The organism is Citrifermentans bemidjiense Bem (assembly GCF_000020725.1).
Taxonomy (GTDB): Bacteria; Desulfobacterota; Desulfuromonadia; order Geobacterales; family Geobacteraceae; genus Geomonas; species Geomonas bemidjiensis.
In genome coordinates this window covers 1,998,973-2,019,106 of sequence record NC_011146.1, presented here as the reverse complement: position 1 = coordinate 2,019,106, position 20,134 = coordinate 1,998,973, and the positions used below count along the sequence as shown (strand labels likewise).

Below are 20,134 nucleotides of genomic sequence, written 5' to 3'. Positions count from 1 at the left end.
ATGGACAGAAGGGACTTCGTAAAATACCTGGGACTTTCGCTCCCCTACTACCAATGGCTATCCTGCCGGATGCTCGCGGCACAGGGGTCGCTGCTGCTCACCCCCTTTCTCTCGGCGCAGGCCGGCGCCGCCACCGCTCAAGGGTTGGTCCCGGTCACCGAACTGAAACACTGGTCCACCCCCGACTACACCCGCATCGCCATCACCGCAGGGAGCGAGATCCCCTTCGAGCACCACAAGCTCCCGAACCGCCTCTACCTGGACCTGCACGGCGCCAAGCTGAACCCGGGGGTCAAGGACCTGAGCATCGGGGACGGCCTGCTGAAAAGCGTGAGGATCGCTCAGTTTCAGGCGGCGACCGTCCGTGTGGTGCTCGATCTGGACAGCATCAAGGACTACAAGGTCTTCACCTTCTCCGACCCGTTCCGTATCATCGTCGACGTGAAGGGCGACCGCCGGCAGGAGATCTCCGCGTCCAAGGAAGTTATCGAAACCGCTCCCCCCGAGCCGAAGCCGACGGAGAATGCGAAGCTGGCTGAGAAGCCTAAGTCCGCCGGCAAGTTCAAGCCCGGCAGGATCAGGAGGATCGTCATCGATCCGGGCCACGGAGGGCACGACCCCGGCGCCGTCAGCCCCTCGGGGACCCGCGAAAAGGACATCGTGCTCCAGATCGGCCTCAAACTGGCGCAAAAGGTGCGGGAGGAACTGGGGATCGATGCGGTGATGACCAGGTCGACCGACGTCTTCATTGAGTTGCAGGAGAGAACGGCCATGGCCAACAAGGTGGGAGCCGACCTCTTCGTCTCCGTCCATGCCAACGCGTCCCTTAGCCGCGCCGCCAACGGCATCGAGACCTATTACCTCAACCTGGCCAAGACCGAGAAAGCAGCCCAGCTCGCGGCCAAGGAAAACGGCACCTCGCTGGAAAAGGTAAGCATGCTGCAGGCGGTCCTATTCGACCTGATGGCTAACTACAAGCTGAACGACTCCGCGCATCTGGCCGACGAGGTGCAAAAGGCGCTTTTCAAAAAGGCGCAGACGGGTTACGCAACAGTGAAAAACCTGGGGGTGAAACAGGGGCCCTTCTACGTGCTGGTCGGGGCCACGATGCCGAGCATCCTGGTGGAAACAGCATTCCTCAGCAACGACCGCGACGAGCAAAAGCTCAAGGATCCCCAATACCAAGAGCTGACAGCCGACGGAATCCTCTCCGGCATCAAGGGGTACATCGCCTCGCTCAACAAGGTCCACGCCGGGTAAAGCATCGCCAGGATAACCTGGGTGCGCAGCAACACTGCAGACGCAAAAAGGCCGGCATCAAGCCGGCCTTTTTGCGTTTCAGGAAACTGGAGCTGTCGTTACTGGCCGGCGGCTACAGTCGAGCCCACCACCTCGACTCCGAAATCAGCCGCTTCCTTGGGAACGTTGGCGATGGCCACAACGAAGCCGATAGGCTGCCCAGGCTTTACGCCGAGGTTGGAAAGGGAATCGCCGAACTGGTTGTTCATGATCGACTCAAGCTTCTCCAAGGGAAGTGTCGTCAGTTGCTCCTTCGAGAGCCTGTTGCCGCAGTACGCGGTTTTCTGCATCAGCACCTTGCCGCTTTTGTCGTAAAGGCTCACCCGTACCTGAATGGAGGCGCGGGACTTGCGGAAGGAGTTCACGGCTTCGCCGGTCACCACGAACAGTTCCCCGGCCTGGGGGTTCTGGTGGAAGGAGGCCAGCGGATTCCTGATGGTGATGCGCCCTTCCTCCGGGACCTCCATCCCAAACCACTTTGCCACGAAACCGATTCCCATCTTGTCCAGTTTCTGAAGCGCGGCCGGACCGCTTTGCAGCACGTAAAGCCCTGCAGCGCTCAAGGCCAGCACCACGATGACCGAGATGGCCACGATAGCGATGGTGAATACGGACCGCCCTTTGCGGCGGGAAATTATAGAGAGAGGAGGAAGTTCGTCCTCCGCAAACTCCCCGGGTGCTACATCGGGGGGCTGTTCGCCGAAGTGGAAGTCGAGCGGCGAAGCAGCAGCCTTTGGGGGCTGCGCCGAGACCGGAGCGGCGGGAGCAGCAGGTGCAGCATCCTTGGCCTTACCGGCCGCGGCTAGTCCGGCGGCACCGGCCAGGGCGGCTCCCGCCAAGGCAGCGCCGACTACCGGGCCGGCTGCCGGCTTGGAAGCGGGCTCGGGCTCAGCTTCTTCACCGAAGGAGAGTTCGCCGAAGCTGAATTCTTCATCCGGTTCTGCAGGGGAAGGCTGTCCAGGCGCGACCGGTTCGGCGGCTGCAGTCTCCTTGGGACCGGCAGCTTCTTCTTCGAAGGAAAACTCGCCGAAATCCATGGTGGCGGCAGCAACTGCCGGCTTTTCCTCGGCGGGGGCAGCTTCCTCTTCAAATGAGAATTCACCGAAACCGGCACCGGCACCGGCGGCAGAGGCCGGTGCCTCGGGCTGCGGCGTACCGGCTTCCTCTTCAAAGGAGAACTCGCCAAAATCATGCGACGGCCCAGCAGGCTCCGCTGTCTCTTCTTTAGCGGCGCTGGGTGTTTCATCGAAGGACAACTCGCCAAAATCGAGCGATTGCGCCGCTGCAGGCACCGCCGGCTCGGGGGTGCCTGCCCCCTCTTCGAAAGAGAATTCCCCGAAATCCAACGAATCCGCCGCAGCAGGAGCCTGCGGTTCTTCCTTGGTGGCAGGGGCCGACTCGTCGAAGGAGAACTCCCCGAACTCGAAGGCATCCGCTGCCGCGGGTGCCGGGCTCTCCTCCTTGACCAGCGGCGTCTCCTCGTCAAAGGAAAACTCGCCGAAATCAAAGGCATCTGCCGCGGCTGGCACCGCTTGCTCTTCTTTTGCAGGCACAGGCGCTTGATCTAAGCTCACCTCGCCGAAATCTATTTCATCGCCGGCAGGCTGCTCTTTTGGGGGAGCGGCTACGGTTTCCTCATTGAAATCAAAGTCCCCGAAGTCCCCGAATTCTGCATCGGGTGCCGCCGGCGCAGGGGGTTCTGCAGCAGCAGGGGCAGTATCGAAACTGAGATCGCCAAAATCAAGGTCGTCACCCGGGGCAGTTGCAGCCTTTTCGGGCAGAGCCGTATCTTGCGTCGGAGCTGGCGATAACGCCTCGTCCGCGTCAGCAGAAAAGTCAAAATCGCCCAAGCCAAAGCCATCGGATTCTTCAGGCTGCTGCGGTTTGACACCGGCCTCAACTGTAGCCATATCGTTTGCAACTTTTTCTGCTGCAGGAGCCGGCGCCTCAGTAGCAGCAGCGGCAGCGGCAGGAGCACCCAGCCCCGAGAGCAGGGCGTCGAACTCCGACTCCTCCTGCTTTTGCTCGGCACCTGCCACAAAAACATGGCGGCACTTGGAGCAACGGACCTTCACTCCACCCGGCTTCAGTTTGGAGTCGTCCAGGCGGAACTTGGTGTTGCATTGATCACATTGGAGAATCATTCAGCCCCTCCGATTCATTTTGAAAAAGATCCGGCGTGATACTGCTGACTGGATGAGAGGTCCTGTCACGCCGACGATGAAGTGTAGCCGGTCGAGTTAAATAAAAGCTGGCGGTACGCTCCATTAATTTTCTCCCGATTTCCTATATCAGATGGATTTTGCAGTGTCAATTCATTCTGGCCCACTACGTCCCTTTGTGGTATAAATACCTCGAAATACTCAATCAACTCATTTAAAAGAGGTACTGACATGAGAAATCGCCTCGTTAAGATATCACTCATACCGAGCCTGGTTCTGGTTGCCAATGTTGCCTGGGCAGCCCCTGAACTTTCTGTGGAACAGGGAACGTACAAATTCGGCACCGTCACTCAAGGCAAGAAGGTACAGCATAGCTTCAAGATCAGAAACAGCGGCGACGCTCCGCTGCAGATAAAGAAGATTGAAGTATCCTGCGGTTGCACCGCGGCCAAACCCTCTACTTCCACCATTCAGCCGGGAAAGAGTGCGCAAATCGACGTCGTCTTCGACTCTACCGAGTTCGGGGGGAAGGTCCTGAAGAGCGTAACCATGCTCACCAATGCCAGCAAGACCCCCTCCTACACCTTCAACATGGAAGGAACAGTCTCCGAAGAACTTCAGGTAACCCCGCGGCAGTTGAGCCTCGGATCAGTGACGCCCGGTGTTGCCAAACTGGTCACCATCAATGTCACCAATAACGGCAGCAACAGCATCAGGCTCATCGCTGTCAACGTGAATTCCAACACGCTGCAGATAAAGTCGACCATCGGGAAGAGTGAGTTGAAACCGGGAGAAACAGGCTCGGTGAATCTAAGCATACTGGGAAAGTCGGAATCGAAGATACTGAGCGGCTACGTGCACATAGTGACCAGCAGCGCCAAGAAGAAGGAGATCACCGTTCCCGTTTATGGCACCTTGGCGAAATAAGCAGTCATCTTTTTTTCACTTAGGCCTTGAGTTGCTACAGGAAATGGTGTAATAGATAGTTCTTTGCCGGGCGGGTAGCTCAGTTGGATAGAGTACTGGCCTCCGAAGCCAGGGGTCATGGGTTCGAATCCCATCTCGCCCACCAACTTTTGTAAATCAGATAGTTGGCCATTCAAGCACACCGTGTACCCTCTTTTGCCACACAGAGGAGCGAGAGCTGATGGCCAACTATTTGCGTTTAAGGAACCAAAACTACTACCTCCGTATCAGAATCCCTGCTGACCTCCCTGGTATTTCCACATCTGCAGAAATCCTAAAGTCACTACGCACCAGAGACCTTAAATCAGCCCGACTCTCTGCAGCTTCCTTGCTTCCTCAGTTCCTCGGAGTCTTCACCCTTACCCGTTGTGGCTTCATCACCCCTATTCAAGCCTCAGAACGCCTATGCTCACTCCTCGGAAGCAAGAAGGAGATATCCAGCACCATCCCAGCACAGGCAGAGAGTAACCTTGTAGAGCCCAAGATTGCAGCTCCACCGCCCTCCCCCTCCATCGCCAGCATCATTCAAGAGTATGTCAACGACAACAAGTCAGCATGGACAGGTAAGACTCTGCTGGAGTATGGGAGCTACTGGCGGCTGCTCCAGGATGTCCTTGAGGTTGACACCGTGGCAGAGGTCACCCGCGAAGAGGTTAGGAAACTGAGGGATACCCTGTGCCGACTCCCAGCCAATCTCTACAAGAAACACCCAGGCAAGACCATCAAGGAAGTTCTAGCCCTGGAGGGCATCACGCCGATGAGCACCACCACAGTCAACAAGCTCCTTACCCTGTTCGGCAGTCTCATGATTCATTGTGTCAAGGAGGGATACAGGAGGGATAACCCTACAGAGGGGCTGAAGGTCAAACAGAAGAAGAGAGCTGATGAGGAGAGGAAAGCATACACCAGAGAGGACTTGAAGAAGATGGTCGCTGCTCTCCCCTCCCCTTCTGCCAAGCCTGAGCGGTACTGGGTGCCTTTGATCGGCATGTACTCAGGGATGAGGCTGGGGGAAATCTGCGGTCTTCATGTCTCGGATGTGAGACAGGTTGACGGTGTCTGGGTCTTCGATGTCAACGAGGAAGCCGATAAGAGACTTAAGACGGAGGCAAGCAAGCGCCTTGTGCCGATCCACCCGAAGCTGATTGGCCTGGGACTACTCCGATATGTCGAGACGATGAAGGAAAGGAAGTCTGTGAGGATGTGGCCGAAGTTGGTCAGAAGGGACAGTGATGGGTACTGTGCTGCGGTCGGGAACTGGTTCGGCAGGTTCAACCGGAAGCATGTCACAGAAGACCCTCTCAAGAGTTTCCACTCCCTGAGACACGCCTTTGCCGACACCCTGAAACAGTTGGGGGTCCAGGAAAACCTTATCGCTGAACTGATGGGACACGCAAACGACAGCATCACAACAGGGAGGTATGGCAAGAGGTATCAGCCTAAGGTTTTACTTGAGGCATTGTCAACGATGTGTTACCAACCCTGAATCAGGAGGTCACTAATGATTAAGGCTGTCTCAATATTCCTGCTGTCGATTACGTTGTTTGGGTGTGACCAACAAAGTCCGGTAGGTCGTTTTGTCCCATTTGGCTACAACAATGCGGCGTTATTGGATACCTCTACAGGAACCATTTACCATTTTGAAGGAGACGGCCCGGCGCGTAAGTGGGTGTTGGCAACTCCTGGACTAAGTCAAAGGTAATGAGATGACGGAGCCACCACACCAGACCCTCCGTTGCCGGAGTCGAAGAGTATGGTCAACTATGCCCATTCAATTAAAGTCAATGAGATTGACTTCCCATGAGACTTATGTATAGTTGCATCTAATTAATTCAATCTTCCAAATAGGGGGCATCATGAAATCGCTTGTCGCACTACTGCTGCTTTTAGTCGCTACTTCTGCCTTTGCTGACCAGTATGTAAATGGCTACACTAGAAAAGACGGAACTTATGTCAACGGCTATACCCGGTCATCGCCCGACTCCTCTTACAACAATAACTACAACGTCCGAGGTAACACCAATCCATACACTGGTAGCGAAGGGACAGCTTCCCCAACCTACAACGATAGAAGCCCCAGCTACAATACGAGAACCTACGGTGATCCTGGCTACACAAACAGTGGAAGCGGAAACTCGACCGGCAGGAGCAATACTCGCAGCATATACGGATATTGAGGACTTGGAGTGCCTGAGGATGGAGAGGTCTTCAGGCACCCCCCCTTTTTACCAAGTCAATCACCTAGAATGGCAACGAATCATCCACTACGATTTCACCTGTCCTCCTGTCTCGCGTCGGCCCCACCTGAATGAAGCCTGTTGCTGTTATCGTCCTGACCACACCCTCACTCACGGGCTTCTGCTTCGCCACGACTGCTTCGCTTGAGACCTCCTTGGCGTCCTCTCCTGATGCCCTTGGTGTCTTGGGCTTGACTCCCCCATCGAGCACCTTGCAGACCTCCTGTAGGCTCTCTTCCATGTTGGCTATCCACCAGGACGCCTCCCCCTGCTGATGCAGCATCGACTCCACAGCCTTGAACCTGCTGGAGTCCTCTCCTTGCCAAACCTTGAGCCGCTTGCGCCGTATGATCTGAGCCCAATTTATCTGCTTCACAGAACCTGTGAGTGCTGCGAGTTCCATTGAACGTCTCCTTGATGATGTGATGATGAAAGATGAGAAGGAGCCGCTACAGACACCTGGAGCTTGATGCTGTAGCGGCTCTTTGCCGTTCTATCGCCTGTTGGCTGCTCTGTAGGCCCAGGGCTTAACCTTGGCCATGATCCTGTCGAACTCCTTCTTGTTGATGGCTCCAGTGCCGTACATCACCTTAGCCCTCTTGCCTTCGTCCTGGGCTTCCTGGGCAGTCTTGAACCCACCGTCTGCACCATCGGCAGGGAAAGCCTTCATGACTTCCATCTTGGCTTGGACCGGGGACTTCTTCTGGCTGTAGACGAGGTCGTTGTAGTAGTCCTGGACAGCCCCCCAGCGTTCTGCAGAGTCCACATCTGGTTTACCTTCCTCATCAAGCTTGTAGTACAGGGTGTACAGCGTCTGGTGCTGCTGGGTGTAACTCTGGGCGAACAGCTGCTGCTCATTATTCCTGCCTTCAGCTGCGAGGTTCTCCATGTGCGCCTTGTTCCTCTCGATGAGCCCCATCATCTGCTGTGCGGTGTCAGGACGAATCCTCTCACCAGCCAGCTCCTCGTACACCTTCTTGCTCGACACCTTACCCATAAGGACGTTGTAGTAAAGCGCATTGACATCCGTGGGGTTCTCGATGATGTGGGTGCCACCCTGGATGGTGGTGTTCAGCATGTTCTCGATCTGCTTCAGGCCTTCCCTACTGATGTACTTCAGGTCTGCAGCTTCCTTGAGGATTGGATAGAAGGTGTTGAGGTCCCTGCTGTGCCCTGTCGAGAGGATAGCTGCCATGATGCCAGAGGAGTTCTCCTCCTGGTCCTTCAGGAGCTTCCGTTCCATCTGGTTCTCTTCCTCTTCAGCCACCTTGTGGAGGTAGGCTTCAGTATCATCTACAGCGTTCCTGTTCAGCGTCTTCCCAGTGTCCGGATCGATTGCCTTGTACCAGGAGTTGCCGTCCTTGTCGGAAGTCCTAAGAGCATCAAAGACCACCATGTTAAACTCCTGCCTTTCGTGCAGAGGGAGTTGAGTGTCCATCATGTTGGCTTTAGCCGCACCCACCAGGGCATTGGTGACCACCGAGCCTATCCTATTGGCAGGAACTAGGTTGGTATCGACACCGTGCCTGAGGTTGGCCAGAAGGTTCCTGACCACTGCAGGATCATGAATCCCCTCACGGAAGGCATCCTGTACCGTAGTCAATGCGATGTCATTGAGGTTCTGCTCATGGGTGTTGATGGCTTTCTTGTTGAAGGCTGCTTGGTAGCCAGCAGTAGCTTTGGCTTCAGTGGCATGGTACAGCTCCGAGGCTCCCGCCATGGTGAAGGGGTCTTTGGTCTCCTCATCAGCGAATGCCGCCTCGTAGTGCTGCTGGTAGTTCTCCTTGATGGCAGCTTGAGGGTCCGGAGAGTCGATGAAGTAGTTGTTGTCGTGGAGGTCTTGAAGGTGCTGACCACTGACTTTCGACATCTTGGCTTCCCCGTTGGTCATCCTCCAGGTTTCGGAGTAGCCAGAGCCCTGGTTGAGGAAGCTATCGGGTTTACTGTAGGTGCCGTTCTTGGCGTCCATCTTGGCCTTGGCTACGTTCTCAGGCTTGTTCGCCTCCTGGACATCACCGTAAGCCTTCAGTGTAGGGTTGATGGCAGAGAGTGCCTTGATGACATCCTGCCCCATGAGCCCCTGCTGTACGAACGGGTCGGTAGCTTTGGCCACCACCTCCAGCTTGGCGTCAGTCTGGTAGGGATATTTGTTGCTGGTGGGGGTGCGACTGGAGAGTTTCTGAAGTGCTGAATAGGGCATAGTGGCTCCTTGTGTATGGAAGTCTGATGAGCTTCGCATCGACTCCTTCTGTTTGGTTGACCTCTGGATGATGAGGCTTAGTTGTTGGCTGTAAGGAAGATGAAACTGGAGGGGGACTACATGAGGCTAATGGTGAGCTTCAGCGACACTCTGTTACAGAGCTGGGCTGAAGGAGGTCATTACTGGAACTGCAGTATTGCTGTAGTAGCTTGTACTCTCCGACCAGGAGGAAAGGAAACTGAGGTCAAAACAGTGAAGGTACTCAAAGGCTATTACTATTATCGGAGTTTGAGCACTTTTACTGCATCCTGAAGGGATTCATTTCAAAGAAGTACCTGCTGTTTTCATGGAGGATGATTACACCGTGGTCGTTGCACAGGGCCATGAACCTGGAGTCGGTCAAGTAGTCGCGCTTGAAGTTGGAAACTGACTTGATACCTGCTGATGTCCTAACTGCTGATGCCTTGATCCTCTCCACACCAGCTCCCAGGCAGTCGAGTATGTATCCCAGTACCTGAAGCTTGATCTCCTTGAAGGCTACTGGTGCATTCTCCCATGGCTCCACTGAGCACCCAGGGAAGATGTCGGGGAGTTGCTCCTCAACCTTCATCCCTCTGGCTGAGATGATCCAGCATCGTGAAGGAGGACATTGGTTGCCTATAGCCTTCCTCACAGCCCCACGGCAGATGCACTGCAGTAGGTGGTGAGCAGTCTCCCCTTTCCTGAATGCCTGGAACACTTCCTCCGACAGTTGCCCGTCTGAGGTCGTAAGAGTGGCTGCTGCTCTTGCTCCAGCCTCATAGTCTGCTGGTCGGTAGTAGAGCTGACTGGTGATGACCACGTTGGGAATATCCACATAGTCGTTGGTTGCAAGGTGCATCCCCCAGGTGAGGAACTGCAGCCTGGAGTAGTCGGCTGACGGCAGCTCCCGCTTGAGAGCCCCTGACATCTTTGTCCTGTTCTCCTTCGTTACGACGATGAGAAAGGCTTCCCGTGTACGAGCAGCCACAACCTTGGCGACCTCCTTGGCGACCTCCTCGACACCTTCAATCCTGTACGACTGTTTGCCCGTTCGTCTGTGCCATACGAAGACCTTCAGGTTATCGTATCGCTTGCAAGAGGTCACTGGAGTCAGCCGCTCTACGTCCCCGCGATAGGTCTCCTGGAGTCTGTAAGTCTCTCTGATTCTGACTGATGCATCCGTTACGAGGCAAGGCTTGAAGTCCTCAGGTAAGCTCTGGACGCAATCGAGAGCGACTCTCCCGACGCCATCGACCCTGACGGTAACAACCCTCCCAGACAGCAAAGCCAATGTTTCTGCTGTGTCTCTCATGGTGCTGTCACGCCACCTGAAGTTGTACCCCAACTCCAGGCCACCAAGGTCGGGAACGCTCAAGATGGCCTTGTCGGAACAGTTCCCCAGGCTGAGGGCGAACTCCTGGACCCTGAGGGAAAGCCCAACATCAACCCTGCTGATGGTGTGTACCAACTCCAGAATCTGCGAGGCACACAGGGTGAGAGACCTCCCCACCGTCATGGATTCATCCCAGATGCGGACAACTCTGGGTGCGCCCTGGTAGTAGAACCTCGACACCCCACCAAAGGCTCTACCTCTCCGTGTCCTCTTGATGATCTGCTGTTTGGTGGTCAGGAGCACGACTGCCGAATCCAGGCTATCGACTCCAACACCCATGTCATTCAGGCGGATTCCCCTTGACGTTGACCCACTGACCAGGACACCGTAGACATCTTCAGGCATCGCACTACTACGGATGAACTGCTCTATCTCGTCCAATCGATCAAAGCAAATGATGACACCCCTGTCCCCGTACTGCGTCCGTCGCTTCAGATAGACGTGGAGCCATGCCTTGATGGCTGAGGTCTTGCCTACTCCAGGATCGAGAGATGACAGGTAATATTTTTCATCTAGGTCTCCACTGAGCATCCTGGTAAGGGTGTCCTGGAGGTTGTATAGCCCTTGGTACATCTCCGACGATGGCTGATGATCCTTCTCCTTGAAGAATGCCTTCACTTCATTGTATGCAAGGAAGGTCAAAGTGTTGGGCGGTACTGTGCGCTCCATGCTACTGCACCCCCTTGGCTGCTCTCTTGGTCTCAATCACTTCCTGGTCCATCCCGACACTGGACGCCTCAAGGGCTTCTAGCTTCTCCAGGTAGGCCCGAACTGCCCTCCTCACGATGACGCTGTTGGAGAAGTCGTTGCCGTGGTTCCGGTGGACTCGGAGACAGCCGCCGAGGGCTGCATAGGTGATCCTGTCGAGGTTGAGGTGGTAATGCTGTCCAGAGTTCTTTTGGGTCTGCTGTTGTCTCATTTGTGCGGCTCCTTTGGCTTGAGATTCGTTGGTGTTGTTGAAGGGCTATGTTGCAAACGACACTGATAGGCAGGGATGAAGGTGAAACATTGGAGGGAGAGCTGGTTCTTACTTCAAAGGTAGGGGTTATCTCCAGCTACCTGGAACAACAGGGATTTGTGGAGGGGCATGCGGATCAAGCGAGGCGTTTTCCATCCAATGGGCAGGGTTATTTCGTACTAGCTGAAATCGTTGATGAAATGGTGAGGGGAGGGAATCCTCTGGGGGAGACAATGCGCGGCTGTTGTATCTATGCGGGGGGTTATCTCAAAATACGTATGATTTCGGTGAGCTGCAGTTGTGCGCGGTAGCGTTTCTCCACCTCGATGAAGTACTTCCTGAGGGCTTGGCCCTGTGTGCTTTGGGACATCATGCAGATGTTCTTGGCGGCATCCAGGGAGAGAAGGTATTCCACTGTGGGTCTGCCACCTTTGGGGTTTTTGGGAGATTCCCCAATAACGTAATCCACGCCGTCAACCAGCATGGCCCTTCTGATCTGGTCCTTGATCCAGTGGGCGAACATCTCTTTGGAGTCCAGCCTTCCGTGGAGTTCCCTCGCGTCTACCGAGGGTGTGGTTTCGTCGTTGAGTTCGATGCTCTGGATGTTCATTGGGTCTCCTTAGTTAGGAAGTACGATGCGCCAATCTTCAGCCAGCACATCGGTCTGAGATGCCAGCCACGGTACGAGCTTGTCATCAGCTGTCTTCATGTAGATGTACGGAAGAGACATCTTGCTACCTGCGTCCGGAACCTGGAGGCCTAGCCACATGCCCTTGCCGTTCTTGTACCAAAGCGAAGAGTTATCTCCAGGTACTCGGAATCATGGCAGTGTTGACCTGTCCAGGATGACCTTCACGGCAGAGGCTGTCCACGCACCACTCTTTCCGCTTGCGGTCAGGACGCTGGAACAGTTCAATACGTCTGCAATCCCCCTGAGGCTCTGACCCTGCGCTTTGTGCTCCAGGATTAGCGGCAGAACCTCAGCAGTGAACCGACTGGCTTTCTCTTGCCTCTTCTCCAGGCTCTGAGCGATACCTTTAGCTCTCCCCTCTGGGGTTGCATTTTCTGGCTTGCCGAGCTTGACTCCTCTGGTCTTCGCAGCCTTGAGTGCCGCCTTGGTCCTTTCGGAAATCATCTCCCGTTCCTTCTCTGCCAGTGCCGCCATGATCCGTACCATAAACTTGTTGGCATCGGGCATGTCACAGGCGATGAACTCGATATCACTCTTCATCAGCGTACCGAGGAAGTCAGGGTCGCGGCTCAACCTATCCAGCTTGGCGATGACCAGAGCAGCTCCTGTCCTCTTGCATGCCTTGAGAGCTTCCTGCAGCTGTGGCCTGTCAGAGGTCTTCCCCGACTCCACCTCCACATACTCCTGCAGCAACTCCCAGGTTCCACCGTTGAGGTAGCTGGTGATACTTGCCCTCTGCGCTTCTATCCCTAGTCCAGCCTTCCCCTGCTTGTCGGTTGACACCCTGAGGTATGAAATGAGCTTCCCTGTAGCCATGCTGTGGACCTCCGTACGTTTTGCTTGAATGGACGTTCGACCAAAACATACACGATAGACAGAGGATGTCAAGAGATACTGCATGGTGATGGGTGATAGGCTGCAGGTGATGGAAGAAGTAGGGAGAGGACAGAAGTTGAGAGCCACCCAGAAAACACCAAGCTCCGTATTTGCCCTGCAGAGGGACTTTAGCTGCAGCCCCTGGCCCTACTATGACCTTGCACGCTGGGATTCGCTACGGGATGAGCCACAGTTGCCTGTGGTCACGATGGTGGGAAGAGAAGAGGCCATTAGGTGACCTCTCCTCCTGAGTCAATCTCTATGTGGTCTTCTTCGCGGCAGAGAGCACAATGTCTGCTAGCTTCCCAGTGAGGCTGTCAATCTGGTTCCTGAGGTCGAGGATGGCTTCCTGGTCTGCAGCTTGGATGTCCTCCCACTCAAGGTACAGTTCCCCCTGTTCCAGCTTCTTGTCCTTCAGCCAAACGAAAGACCCCTCTGCCACCTCTACCTTGTCGCTACCATCGAGCTTCACTACCATAGGTGCATCCTCCTGGATTCATCAGTATGCATTGCAGTGTAGAAGGTAGTATCATGGGCGGCAGAAGCCAGTCAAGGTTATATTGCTTTAAAATCAATTACTTACACTACGGTTCTGAAAGGACTTACGGATACAGAAGACGCTGCAGATGCGGAATTAAAGACGCCATCCCAGAAGCTGCAGGAGTCCGCGCACATGGAGCGAAGGCGGGGCTATGGGGGTAATTGGACGCGAAGACGGTAGAGAATACCCTTACAAACTTTTGTATTATTTTTTCATGTAGATTTGTGGTATCAGATGGAAAGGCAGAACCTATCAACGAGCAAAGGCCAGGAACAACCATGAACTCCAAAGACATTACTGATGTGGTTACTGCGGTTGCTGCCTTCGTAGCGATGGCTCTGGGTATGTATAACTTCGTCATCGAGAGAGCTAAGAGGAAGGTTCAGGTTCAGGTTCAACCTAAAGCAATAATGCGTAGAGTAAAGAACCCTGTCACTGGAATTGAGGGCGTGTTGGCATCATCTACCGAATTCAACACAGACCACCTTGACGAGTACTTTGCTATTGAAGCAGTAAACCTCAGCACCTTTCCTGTCGTTATAGACACTATCGGATTCCAGGTCGCTGGTCAAAGCACCCGAATGACAATAATACAACCGCTAGTTATTGATGGGGGGAAGTGGCCGAGGCGACTTGAGCCGAGAGAATCTGTGACGGCTTACGGGCAACTCCGGTATATACTGAGTGAACCTGGAGCAGCTAAGATCAAGTACGCCTTTGCTGAAACTTCTTGTGGAGTGTTGTGCAAAGGGACATCAGGTGCATTGAAGGGGCTGACTGACTTTGCGAGGCAAGCCCAACTACGCGCATGAGGTTCCGCTGAAGATGCAAATATGTGCAGCGGTGGGAACGGATGAACTTGTCGTCTGCGTCCCGGCGTGCTAAGGTTCCATCTCAAGATTTCCCCAAAATTGCCACACAGAATGTCTGGAGAAGAGGCACATCAAGGTCGCCACAAGTGGCTTAAACTATCTATTCAAAAAAGTTAAACGGGCGTAGTTCCTCAGGAATCTAGAGTTGTTCCTCCGTGGTACTGGGGACAATGGGTTCATGAGCAGAGCGAATAATAGAATCCCATCTCGCCCACCAACTTTTGTTTAAAAAAACCGTTGCGATTCTGCTGAGTCTTTTCGAGAGACTTACAGAGGCAACGGTTTTTTTGTTTGTCACTGTTCCTACTTCGGAAGATGTCGTAGAACTATTTAGGCACCGCTTCAGTGGCGGGCTGATAAAGGACTGCGACGTAATGACGGCGGCAATAGTGGCTTACCCGCCTTAAGCCAGCTCCTTGCCTAACAGCTTCTGGTCCTGCGCCAGGAGCCAGGGGTGCTGGAAGCGGGGCTATATCTGGTAATCGTCCACGAATACCCGCATCTTGCGGGGGCGGGCGAAGACTAGGTCGCCTACCTTCAGCCCGAGCTTGTCCGCCTCGTCGCGCGGCAGGTCTACCTCGATGGTCCGGTCTCCGTCCGGCAAAGAAAGGTCGACCCGGACCAGCGGCCCCACCGAGAGGAGGTAGCACACCTCGGCCTTGAGCGCGCCTTCGCTCGAATCCCTTTCGATGGCGATGTCGTGCGAACGGACGTAGCCCACGGCAGGGGCGTCGTTAGCCGACGCGTTTTCCGGAGAAGAAAGCTTGATCCCCCCCATCTGTGCAGTACCCTCGTGCACCCTCCCCTTAAAGAGATTGACGTTGCCAAGGAAGTCGTAAACGAACGGGGTGGCCGGGTGGTCGTAGACCTCCGACGGTGTCCCCTGCTGCTCGATCTTCCCCTGGTTCATGACCACGATCCGGTCGGCGACCTCAAGCGCCTCCTCCTGGTCATGGGTCACGAAGACGCTGGTGACGTGGATCTCATCGTGCAGGCGCCTAAGCCACCGGCGCAGCTCCACCCTGACCTTGGCATCGAGCGCGCCGAACGGCTCGTCGAGGAGCAGCACCTGCGGCTCCACGGCAAGTGCCCGGGCCAGCGCCACGCGCTGCCGCTGCCCCCCCGAGAGCTGGCCCGGGTAGCGGTCGGCGAGCTGCTCCAGCTGGATCAGCTTCAGCAGGGAGTAGACCTTGTCCCTTATCTCCTGCGTCCCCGGGCGCTCCTTTTTGGGCTTCACAGTGAGGCCGAAAGCGATGTTGTCGAACACCGTCATGTGCCTGAAAAGGGCGTAGTGCTGAAAAACGAAGCCGACCTGCCGGTCCTTCACCTGGCGGTTGGTGGCCTCCACCCCGTCGAACAGGATCCTGCCGCTGTCCGGTGTTTCCAGCCCTGCGATGATCCGCAGAAGGGAGGTCTTCCCCGACCCGGAGGGGCCTAAAAGCGCCACCAGTTCCCCGGAGGGGACCTTAAGGCTCACGTTGCTCAGTGCGCTAAAGCTGCCGAATGTCTTGCTGACCGCCTCGATATCGATGCTCATGGGACTACCTTTCTTTTTCCGAGACCGTTACGGTCTGTTGCATTTTCCACTCGGCCGCAGTCTTTACGGCTAGGGTCACCAGCGCCAGCAGCGCAAGGAGCGAGGCGACGGCAAAGGCCGCCGCGTAACTGTATTCGTTGTAGAGGATCTCCACCTGGAGGGGGATGGTATTGGTCGAGCCGCGCACATGCCCCGACACGACCGAGACGGCGCCGAATTCCCCCATCGCCCTCGCGTTGCAGAGGATGACGCCGTAGAGGATGCCCCACTTGATGTTGGGGAAGGTGACCCGGAAAAAGGTCTGCAGCCCGCTAGCCCCAAGCGTCAGCGCCGCCTCTTCCTCCTCGCGCCCCTGCGCCTCCATGAGAGGGATCAGTTCACGCGCGACGAACGGGAAGGTGACGAAGACGGTGGCGAGGACAATCCCCGGGACCGCGAAGATAATCTTGATGTTGTGGTCCTGCAGCCAGGGGCCGAGCCACCCTTGCAGCCCGAAGATGAGCACATAGATGAGACCCGAGACCACCGGGGAAACCGAGAACGGCAGGTCTATCAGCGTGATCAGGAAGCTCTTGCCGCGGAAGTTGAACTTGGCGATGGCCCAGGAAGCGACGATCCCGAAGAAGAGGTTCAGAGGGACGCAGACCGCGGCCGTAGTCAGGGTGAGGCGGATGGCCGACAGCGTATCCGGTTCCTTGAGCGCTTCGAAGTAGGCCTCCCACCCCTTTTCCAGCGCCTGCACGAAGACCGCCGCCAAAGGGAGCAGCAGGAAGAGAGCCAGGAATATAAGCGCCACCGTCACCAGCAGGTAGCGCACCCACGCGGGTTCCGAGGTGCTCCCCCCTCCTCTTTGTTTTTCCTTTTTCGATACCCTGCCTACCTGCATCTTCCGTCCCTCCCGAGGCTACGCCCCTAATCCGCGAAACGCCTGCTCCACTTCTGCAAAAGATTGATGCAAAGAAGCATCAGAAACGACACCACGAGCATTACGGTCGCGATGGCGGTAGCGCCCGCGTAATCGTACTGCTCCAGCTTGGTGATGATGAGCAGCGGCGTTATCTCGGAGACCATCGGCATGTTCCCCGCGATGAAGATGATGGAGCCGTACTCCCCCACTGCCCGGGCGAACGCCAGTGCGAACCCGGTCAGTATGGCCGGAAGCATGGTCGGCAGCAGCACCCTGCGGAAGGTCTGCCAGCGGCCGGCTCCCAGACAGGAGGCGGCTTCCTCGATTTCGTGGTCCAGCTCTTCCAGGACCGGCTGCACCGTGCGGACCACGAAAGGAAGGCCGATGAAGATCATGGCGATGATGATGCCCAGAGGAGTGAAGGCGATCTTGATCCCGCGCGGCTCCAGGTAGCGCCCGAGCCAGCCGTTCGAGGAATAGATGCTTGCCAGGGTGATGCCTGCTACCGCCGTGGGGAGGGCGAAGGGAAGATCGACCAGCGCGTCGATGAGCTTCTTGCCGGGGAAGCGGTAGCGCACCAGCACCCAGGCGACCAGAACGCCGAAGAAGCCGTTGACGACAGCAGCGGCGAGCGAAGCCCCGAAGGTGACGCGGTAGGAAGCAAGCACCCGAGGCGCGCTCACGGCAGTGACGAAGTCGTCCCAGGAAAGGGTCGAGGTCTTGAAGAAGAGTGCGGAAAGGGGGATGAGGACGATGAGGCTCAGGTAGAAGACGGTATACCCGAGTGCCGGGGTGAAACCGGGTAGTACGTTATTTTTCCCGCTTGACCAGGACATGTCCCCTCCTCCGTTCTTTGCAGCTAAAGCCGATGGTCGAAATGGTTACCCCATCGAATTAGTGGACAAAACCTACCACCACCGCAGTCCTTTTGTCAAGAATAAAAAATCACCTTATTGGTAGAGTAAATCGTTTGGAATTTTACCGCGGCGAGATGTGAAATACATACAGGGGACTGGCTCCGCAAGGTGCCTGTCCCCCTGCCATTGGTATAGCCCAGGCAAATCCCCCCTGCCCCCCCTTCGCAAAGGTTCATCCGGGATTTCCGTGGAGAAGAGTCCCCCCCTCCCACATGGGGAGGGGGAACCAAGAGCGGCTTTCCCCGGTATTTTCCGATGAACCTTCGCAAAGGGGGGAACGTTAGTTCTTCTGCAGCGCTTGGTGGGCACATATATCCCTAGTTCCCCGTGCCTCCCGATAAGCCTTCTCGTGGGAGGAAGATCGGTGGCCGGCAGTCTCTTAGACCTGCTGCAAACGAGCAAAGCTTATAAATTTTGTCGCGTTCAAATAGAAACATTCTACCAGCAACACAGGCTACAAAATTTTCCAATTTTCTTGACAAATACAGGGTGGTACTGGTAAAGACAGCCAACATCGATTACATCAACTTTAACCATAGCGAGCACACATGACCAAGAAGAACACCTTCCCCAGCAAAGCAGACGTCATCGCATCGACCCCGGACCCGGCAGTTCGGGAGATGCTGCGCCATATGGAGGCGGCCGGGATCGAGACGCCATTCGACCGGTTCGATGCCCAGAAGCCGCATTGCGGATTCGGCCTGAACGGGACCTGTTGCAAGAACTGCCATATGGGCCCCTGCCGCATCACCCCCAAGAGCCCCAAGGGTGTCTGCGGCGCCGACGCGCACCTCATCGTCGCCCGCAACATGCTCCGCTGGACCGCAGCCGGCGTCGCCGCACATGGCGCACGCGGCCGTGAAGTTATGCTGGCGCTGAAGGGCGCTGCCGACGGCTCCCTCGACCTGCCGATCCTCGGTCCCGAGAAGGTGATCGCCACGGCGAAGTCGTTCGGCATCCACGACGAGGCAAAGAGCATCGAGGAGATGGCGGGTGAAATAGCCATGATCCTTTTGGAGGACCTCTGCCGCACCATCCCCGGCCCGCATAAGACCCTGGAAGCGATGGCCCCGGCCGAGCGCATCCAGGTCTGGAAGGACCTGGACATTCTCCCGATCGGCGCCTACCACGAGGTCTTCGAGGCGCTGCACCGCACCGGCACCGGCACCGACGGCGACTGGCGCAACGTGGCGGACCAGATACTGCGCTGCGGCCTCGCCTTTGCCTGGAGCAGCGTGGTCGGCTCGGCCATCGCCATGGACTGCCTCTACGGCCTCCCCAAAAGAAGCCGCGTGAGCACCAACCTGGGCGCCATCACCCTGGACAGCGTCAACATCGCGGTTCACGGCCACTCGCCCGTGCTGGTGGCTGCCATCGTCAAGGCTGCGCGCGGCGAAACGTTGCTCTCCGAGGCACGTGCCGCCGGCGCCGGCACTATCAAGCTCTACGGCATCTGCTGCTCCGGACACTCGGCTCTGGCAAAGTTCGGCGACATAACGCCCTTGGCCAACGCGGCAGGCGCGGAACTGACCCTGGCCACTGGCGCCCTGGATCTCTGGGTAGCCGACGTGCAGGACGTCTTCCCGGGAATCATGGACGTCGCCGCCTGCTTCCACACCCGGGTGGTCACCACCAGCGACTCCGCCAGGCTTCCGGGCGCAGAGCACATCGCCTTCGACCACCACCACTCGAACCTCGACCAGGCGGACATTCTTGCCGAGCGCATCGTCCGCCGCGGCATACAGGCCTACGGCGAGCGCCAGGCCGGCAAAGTGTTCGTCCCCAAGGCCCGCATGGATGCCGAGGTCGGCTTCTCTGTCGAGAACATCCTGGCGACCTTCGGCGGCGCCGAGCCGTTGCTGGAGCACCTGAAAAGCGGCCGCATCCGCGGCGTGGTGAACCTGGTGGGGTGCAACAACCCGAAGGTGGTGTACGAAGAGGCCATCGTCAGGGTGGCCGAGGAACTGATCGCCCACGACGTGCTGGCGCTCACCAACGGCTGCGCCGCTTTCGCCCTTTTGAAGATGGGGTTCTGCCTCCCCGAAGGGCTGGAAGGAAGCGGACCGGGGCTCAACGCGGCACTCGCGCCTCTCAACCTCCCGCCGGTGTGGCACATGGGTGAATGCCTCGACAACGCAAGGGCCTCCGCCTTTTTCCGGACCATCTCCGCGGCTTCCGGTGAATCGCTCCCCCGGCTGCCGCTCGCAGTTTCCAGTCCCGAGTGGTCCAACGAGAAAGGTGTCGGGGCGGCCTTAAGCTTCCGCTTGTTGGGGCTCAACTCCTATCACTGCATCACGCCGCCGGTCGCAGGCTCCGACCGGGTCTCCGATTTCTTCTATCAGGACACCAGGGAGACACTCGGCTCAGTAATGGTGGTTGACCAGGACCCGGTCCAGTTGGCCCAGCGCATAGTGGCAGACTTCGACCAGCGGCGGGAGGCCCTGGGTTGGCAGAGCGCAGCCCCTGCGGCCAACGGGCGCCTCTCCGCGCTGCAGGAAGAAAAGGCACACCAATTCGCCCACGATCATGGGCACACGCACAGTCACTAGGAGGGAGA

Annotated in this window: 19 protein-coding genes and 1 tRNA gene; 8 read left to right on the top strand and 12 right to left on the bottom strand. The window is 56.7% G+C overall.

The window, feature by feature from the left end; all coding sequences use genetic code 11:
• Positions 1–1,260, top strand: coding sequence for an N-acetylmuramoyl-L-alanine amidase (locus GBEM_RS08800; protein WP_012530186.1), 1,260 nt, complete (start codon positions 1–3; stop codon positions 1,258–1,260).
• Positions 1,261–1,358: 98 nt separating this feature from the next.
• On the opposite strand, the gene GBEM_RS08795 is transcribed toward GBEM_RS08800, so the two are convergent.
• Positions 1,359–3,443 carry a DUF3426 domain-containing protein gene (locus GBEM_RS08795; protein ID WP_012530185.1) on the bottom strand — a complete coding sequence of 695 codons (2,085 nt, stop codon included), beginning with the start codon at positions 3,441–3,443 and terminating at the stop codon, positions 1,359–1,361.
• Between the two features lie 249 nt (positions 3,444–3,692).
• Between GBEM_RS08795 and GBEM_RS08790 the strand changes: the two genes are divergently transcribed.
• From GBEM_RS08790 to GBEM_RS21205, 5 genes are all read left to right on the top strand, one after another.
• On the top strand, positions 3,693–4,388 hold the full coding sequence (locus GBEM_RS08790; RefSeq protein WP_012530184.1) for a DUF1573 domain-containing protein: 696 nt from the start codon (positions 3,693–3,695) through the stop codon (positions 4,386–4,388).
• Between the two features lie 68 nt (positions 4,389–4,456).
• A tRNA-Arg gene (locus tag GBEM_RS08785) sits at positions 4,457–4,533 on the top strand.
• Positions 4,534–4,608: 75 nt separating this feature from the next.
• On the top strand, positions 4,609–5,913 hold the full coding sequence (locus GBEM_RS08780) for a site-specific integrase (protein WP_012530183.1): 1,305 nt from the start codon (positions 4,609–4,611) through the stop codon (positions 5,911–5,913).
• A 15-nt stretch (positions 5,914–5,928) separates the two neighbouring features.
• A complete protein-coding gene (locus tag GBEM_RS21210; RefSeq protein ID WP_012530182.1) occupies positions 5,929–6,129 on the top strand; it encodes a hypothetical protein in 201 nt (66 codons plus the stop codon).
• A 154-nt stretch (positions 6,130–6,283) separates the two neighbouring features.
• Positions 6,284–6,604 carry a hypothetical protein gene (locus tag GBEM_RS21205; protein ID WP_012530181.1) on the top strand — a complete coding sequence of 107 codons (321 nt, stop codon included), beginning with the start codon at positions 6,284–6,286 and terminating at the stop codon, positions 6,602–6,604.
• Positions 6,605–6,668: 64 nt separating this feature from the next.
• On the opposite strand, the gene GBEM_RS08775 is transcribed toward GBEM_RS21205, so the two are convergent.
• The 8 genes from GBEM_RS08775 to GBEM_RS08740 all read right to left on the bottom strand — a co-directional run bounded on the left by GBEM_RS08775 (position 6,669) and on the right by GBEM_RS08740 (position 13,281).
• Entirely contained in the window at positions 6,669–7,067 is a 399-nt protein-coding gene (locus GBEM_RS08775; protein ID WP_012530180.1) for a hypothetical protein, read from the bottom strand.
• 90 nt (positions 7,068–7,157) lie between these two features.
• The gene (locus tag GBEM_RS08770) at positions 7,158–8,864 is read right to left on the bottom strand and encodes a hypothetical protein (RefSeq protein WP_012530179.1); all 1,707 of its coding nucleotides are present in this window, start codon (positions 8,862–8,864) and stop codon (positions 7,158–7,160) included.
• Positions 8,865–9,162: 298 nt separating this feature from the next.
• Entirely contained in the window at positions 9,163–10,947 is a 1,785-nt protein-coding gene (locus GBEM_RS08765) for a hypothetical protein (protein ID WP_012530178.1), read from the bottom strand.
• 1 nt (position 10,948) lies between these two features.
• Positions 10,949–11,197, bottom strand: coding sequence for a hypothetical protein (locus GBEM_RS08760; RefSeq protein WP_012530177.1), 249 nt, complete (start codon positions 11,195–11,197; stop codon positions 10,949–10,951).
• Between the two features lie 301 nt (positions 11,198–11,498).
• Positions 11,499–11,846 carry an antA/AntB antirepressor family protein gene (locus tag GBEM_RS08755; RefSeq protein ID WP_012530176.1) on the bottom strand — a complete coding sequence of 116 codons (348 nt, stop codon included), beginning with the start codon at positions 11,844–11,846 and terminating at the stop codon, positions 11,499–11,501.
• A gap of 9 nt (positions 11,847–11,855) precedes the next feature.
• Positions 11,856–12,005, bottom strand: a complete 150-nt coding sequence (locus GBEM_RS20675) for a Thoeris anti-defense Tad2 family protein (protein WP_012530175.1) — start codon at positions 12,003–12,005, stop codon at positions 11,856–11,858.
• Positions 12,006–12,056: 51 nt separating this feature from the next.
• Complete coding sequence (locus GBEM_RS08750) at positions 12,057–12,743, bottom strand: recombinase family protein (RefSeq protein ID WP_012530174.1); 687 nt, start codon at positions 12,741–12,743, stop codon at positions 12,057–12,059.
• A gap of 319 nt (positions 12,744–13,062) precedes the next feature.
• Entirely contained in the window at positions 13,063–13,281 is a 219-nt protein-coding gene (locus GBEM_RS08740; RefSeq protein ID WP_012530173.1) for a hypothetical protein, read from the bottom strand.
• A gap of 224 nt (positions 13,282–13,505) precedes the next feature.
• Here GBEM_RS08740 and GBEM_RS08735 point away from each other — a divergent pair, with 224 nt between their 5' ends.
• Positions 13,506–14,156: a hypothetical protein gene (locus tag GBEM_RS08735; RefSeq protein WP_012530172.1), complete on the top strand. Its 651-nt coding sequence runs from the start codon at positions 13,506–13,508 to the stop codon at positions 14,154–14,156.
• Between the two features lie 529 nt (positions 14,157–14,685).
• Here GBEM_RS08735 and GBEM_RS08730 read toward each other — a convergent pair.
• The 3 genes from GBEM_RS08730 to cysT are packed head-to-tail and all read right to left on the bottom strand — an operon-like array spanning position 14,686 to position 17,496.
• Positions 14,686–15,753, bottom strand: coding sequence for a sulfate/molybdate ABC transporter ATP-binding protein (locus GBEM_RS08730; RefSeq protein WP_012530171.1), 1,068 nt, complete (start codon positions 15,751–15,753; stop codon positions 14,686–14,688).
• Positions 15,754–15,757: 4 nt separating this feature from the next.
• On the bottom strand, positions 15,758–16,639 hold the full coding sequence (cysW, locus tag GBEM_RS08725) for a sulfate ABC transporter permease subunit CysW (protein WP_012530170.1): 882 nt from the start codon (positions 16,637–16,639) through the stop codon (positions 15,758–15,760).
• A 26-nt stretch (positions 16,640–16,665) separates the two neighbouring features.
• The gene (gene cysT, locus GBEM_RS08720) at positions 16,666–17,496 is read right to left on the bottom strand and encodes a sulfate ABC transporter permease subunit CysT (protein ID WP_012530169.1); all 831 of its coding nucleotides are present in this window, start codon (positions 17,494–17,496) and stop codon (positions 16,666–16,668) included.
• Between the two features lie 629 nt (positions 17,497–18,125).
• On the opposite strand from cysT, the gene cooS reads away from it, so the two are divergent.
• Positions 18,126–20,126, top strand: a complete 2,001-nt coding sequence (gene cooS / locus GBEM_RS08715; protein ID WP_012530168.1) for an anaerobic carbon-monoxide dehydrogenase catalytic subunit — start codon at positions 18,126–18,128, stop codon at positions 20,124–20,126.
• Positions 20,127–20,134 lie beyond the last annotated feature (8 nt).

Bases quoted from the DNA above. Each gene is read 5' to 3' on its own strand.
- GBEM_RS08740 (WP_012530173.1), bottom strand. From the start codon at position 13,281: ATGGTAGTGAAGCTCGATGGTAGCGACAAGGTAGAGGTGGCAGAGGGG.
- GBEM_RS08775 (WP_012530180.1), bottom strand. From the start codon at position 7,067: ATGGAACTCGCAGCACTCACAGGTTCTGTGAAGCAGATAAATTGGGCT.
- GBEM_RS08755 (WP_012530176.1), bottom strand. From the start codon at position 11,846: ATGAACATCCAGAGCATCGAACTCAACGACGAAACCACACCCTCGGTA.
- GBEM_RS08800 (WP_012530186.1), top strand. From the start codon at position 1: ATGGACAGAAGGGACTTCGTAAAATACCTGGGACTTTCGCTCCCCTAC.
- GBEM_RS08770 (WP_012530179.1), bottom strand. From the start codon at position 8,864: ATGCCCTATTCAGCACTTCAGAAACTCTCCAGTCGCACCCCCACCAGC.
- cooS (WP_012530168.1), top strand. From the start codon at position 18,126: ATGACCAAGAAGAACACCTTCCCCAGCAAAGCAGACGTCATCGCATCG.
- GBEM_RS08760 (WP_012530177.1), bottom strand. From the start codon at position 11,197: ATGAGACAACAGCAGACCCAAAAGAACTCTGGACAGCATTACCACCTC.
- GBEM_RS08795 (WP_012530185.1), bottom strand. From the start codon at position 3,443: ATGATTCTCCAATGTGATCAATGCAACACCAAGTTCCGCCTGGACGAC.
- GBEM_RS08780 (WP_012530183.1), top strand. From the start codon at position 4,609: ATGGCCAACTATTTGCGTTTAAGGAACCAAAACTACTACCTCCGTATC.
- GBEM_RS21210 (WP_012530182.1), top strand. From the start codon at position 5,929: ATGATTAAGGCTGTCTCAATATTCCTGCTGTCGATTACGTTGTTTGGG.
- GBEM_RS08790 (WP_012530184.1), top strand. From the start codon at position 3,693: ATGAGAAATCGCCTCGTTAAGATATCACTCATACCGAGCCTGGTTCTG.
- GBEM_RS21205 (WP_012530181.1), top strand. From the start codon at position 6,284: ATGAAATCGCTTGTCGCACTACTGCTGCTTTTAGTCGCTACTTCTGCC.
- GBEM_RS08730 (WP_012530171.1), bottom strand. From the start codon at position 15,753: ATGAGCATCGATATCGAGGCGGTCAGCAAGACATTCGGCAGCTTTAGC.
- cysW (WP_012530170.1), bottom strand. From the start codon at position 16,639: ATGCAGGTAGGCAGGGTATCGAAAAAGGAAAAACAAAGAGGAGGGGGG.
- cysT (WP_012530169.1), bottom strand. From the start codon at position 17,496: ATGTCCTGGTCAAGCGGGAAAAATAACGTACTACCCGGTTTCACCCCG.
- GBEM_RS08750 (WP_012530174.1), bottom strand. From the start codon at position 12,743: ATGGCTACAGGGAAGCTCATTTCATACCTCAGGGTGTCAACCGACAAG.
- GBEM_RS08765 (WP_012530178.1), bottom strand. From the start codon at position 10,947: ATGGAGCGCACAGTACCGCCCAACACTTTGACCTTCCTTGCATACAAT.
- GBEM_RS20675 (WP_012530175.1), bottom strand. From the start codon at position 12,005: ATGTGGCTAGGCCTCCAGGTTCCGGACGCAGGTAGCAAGATGTCTCTT.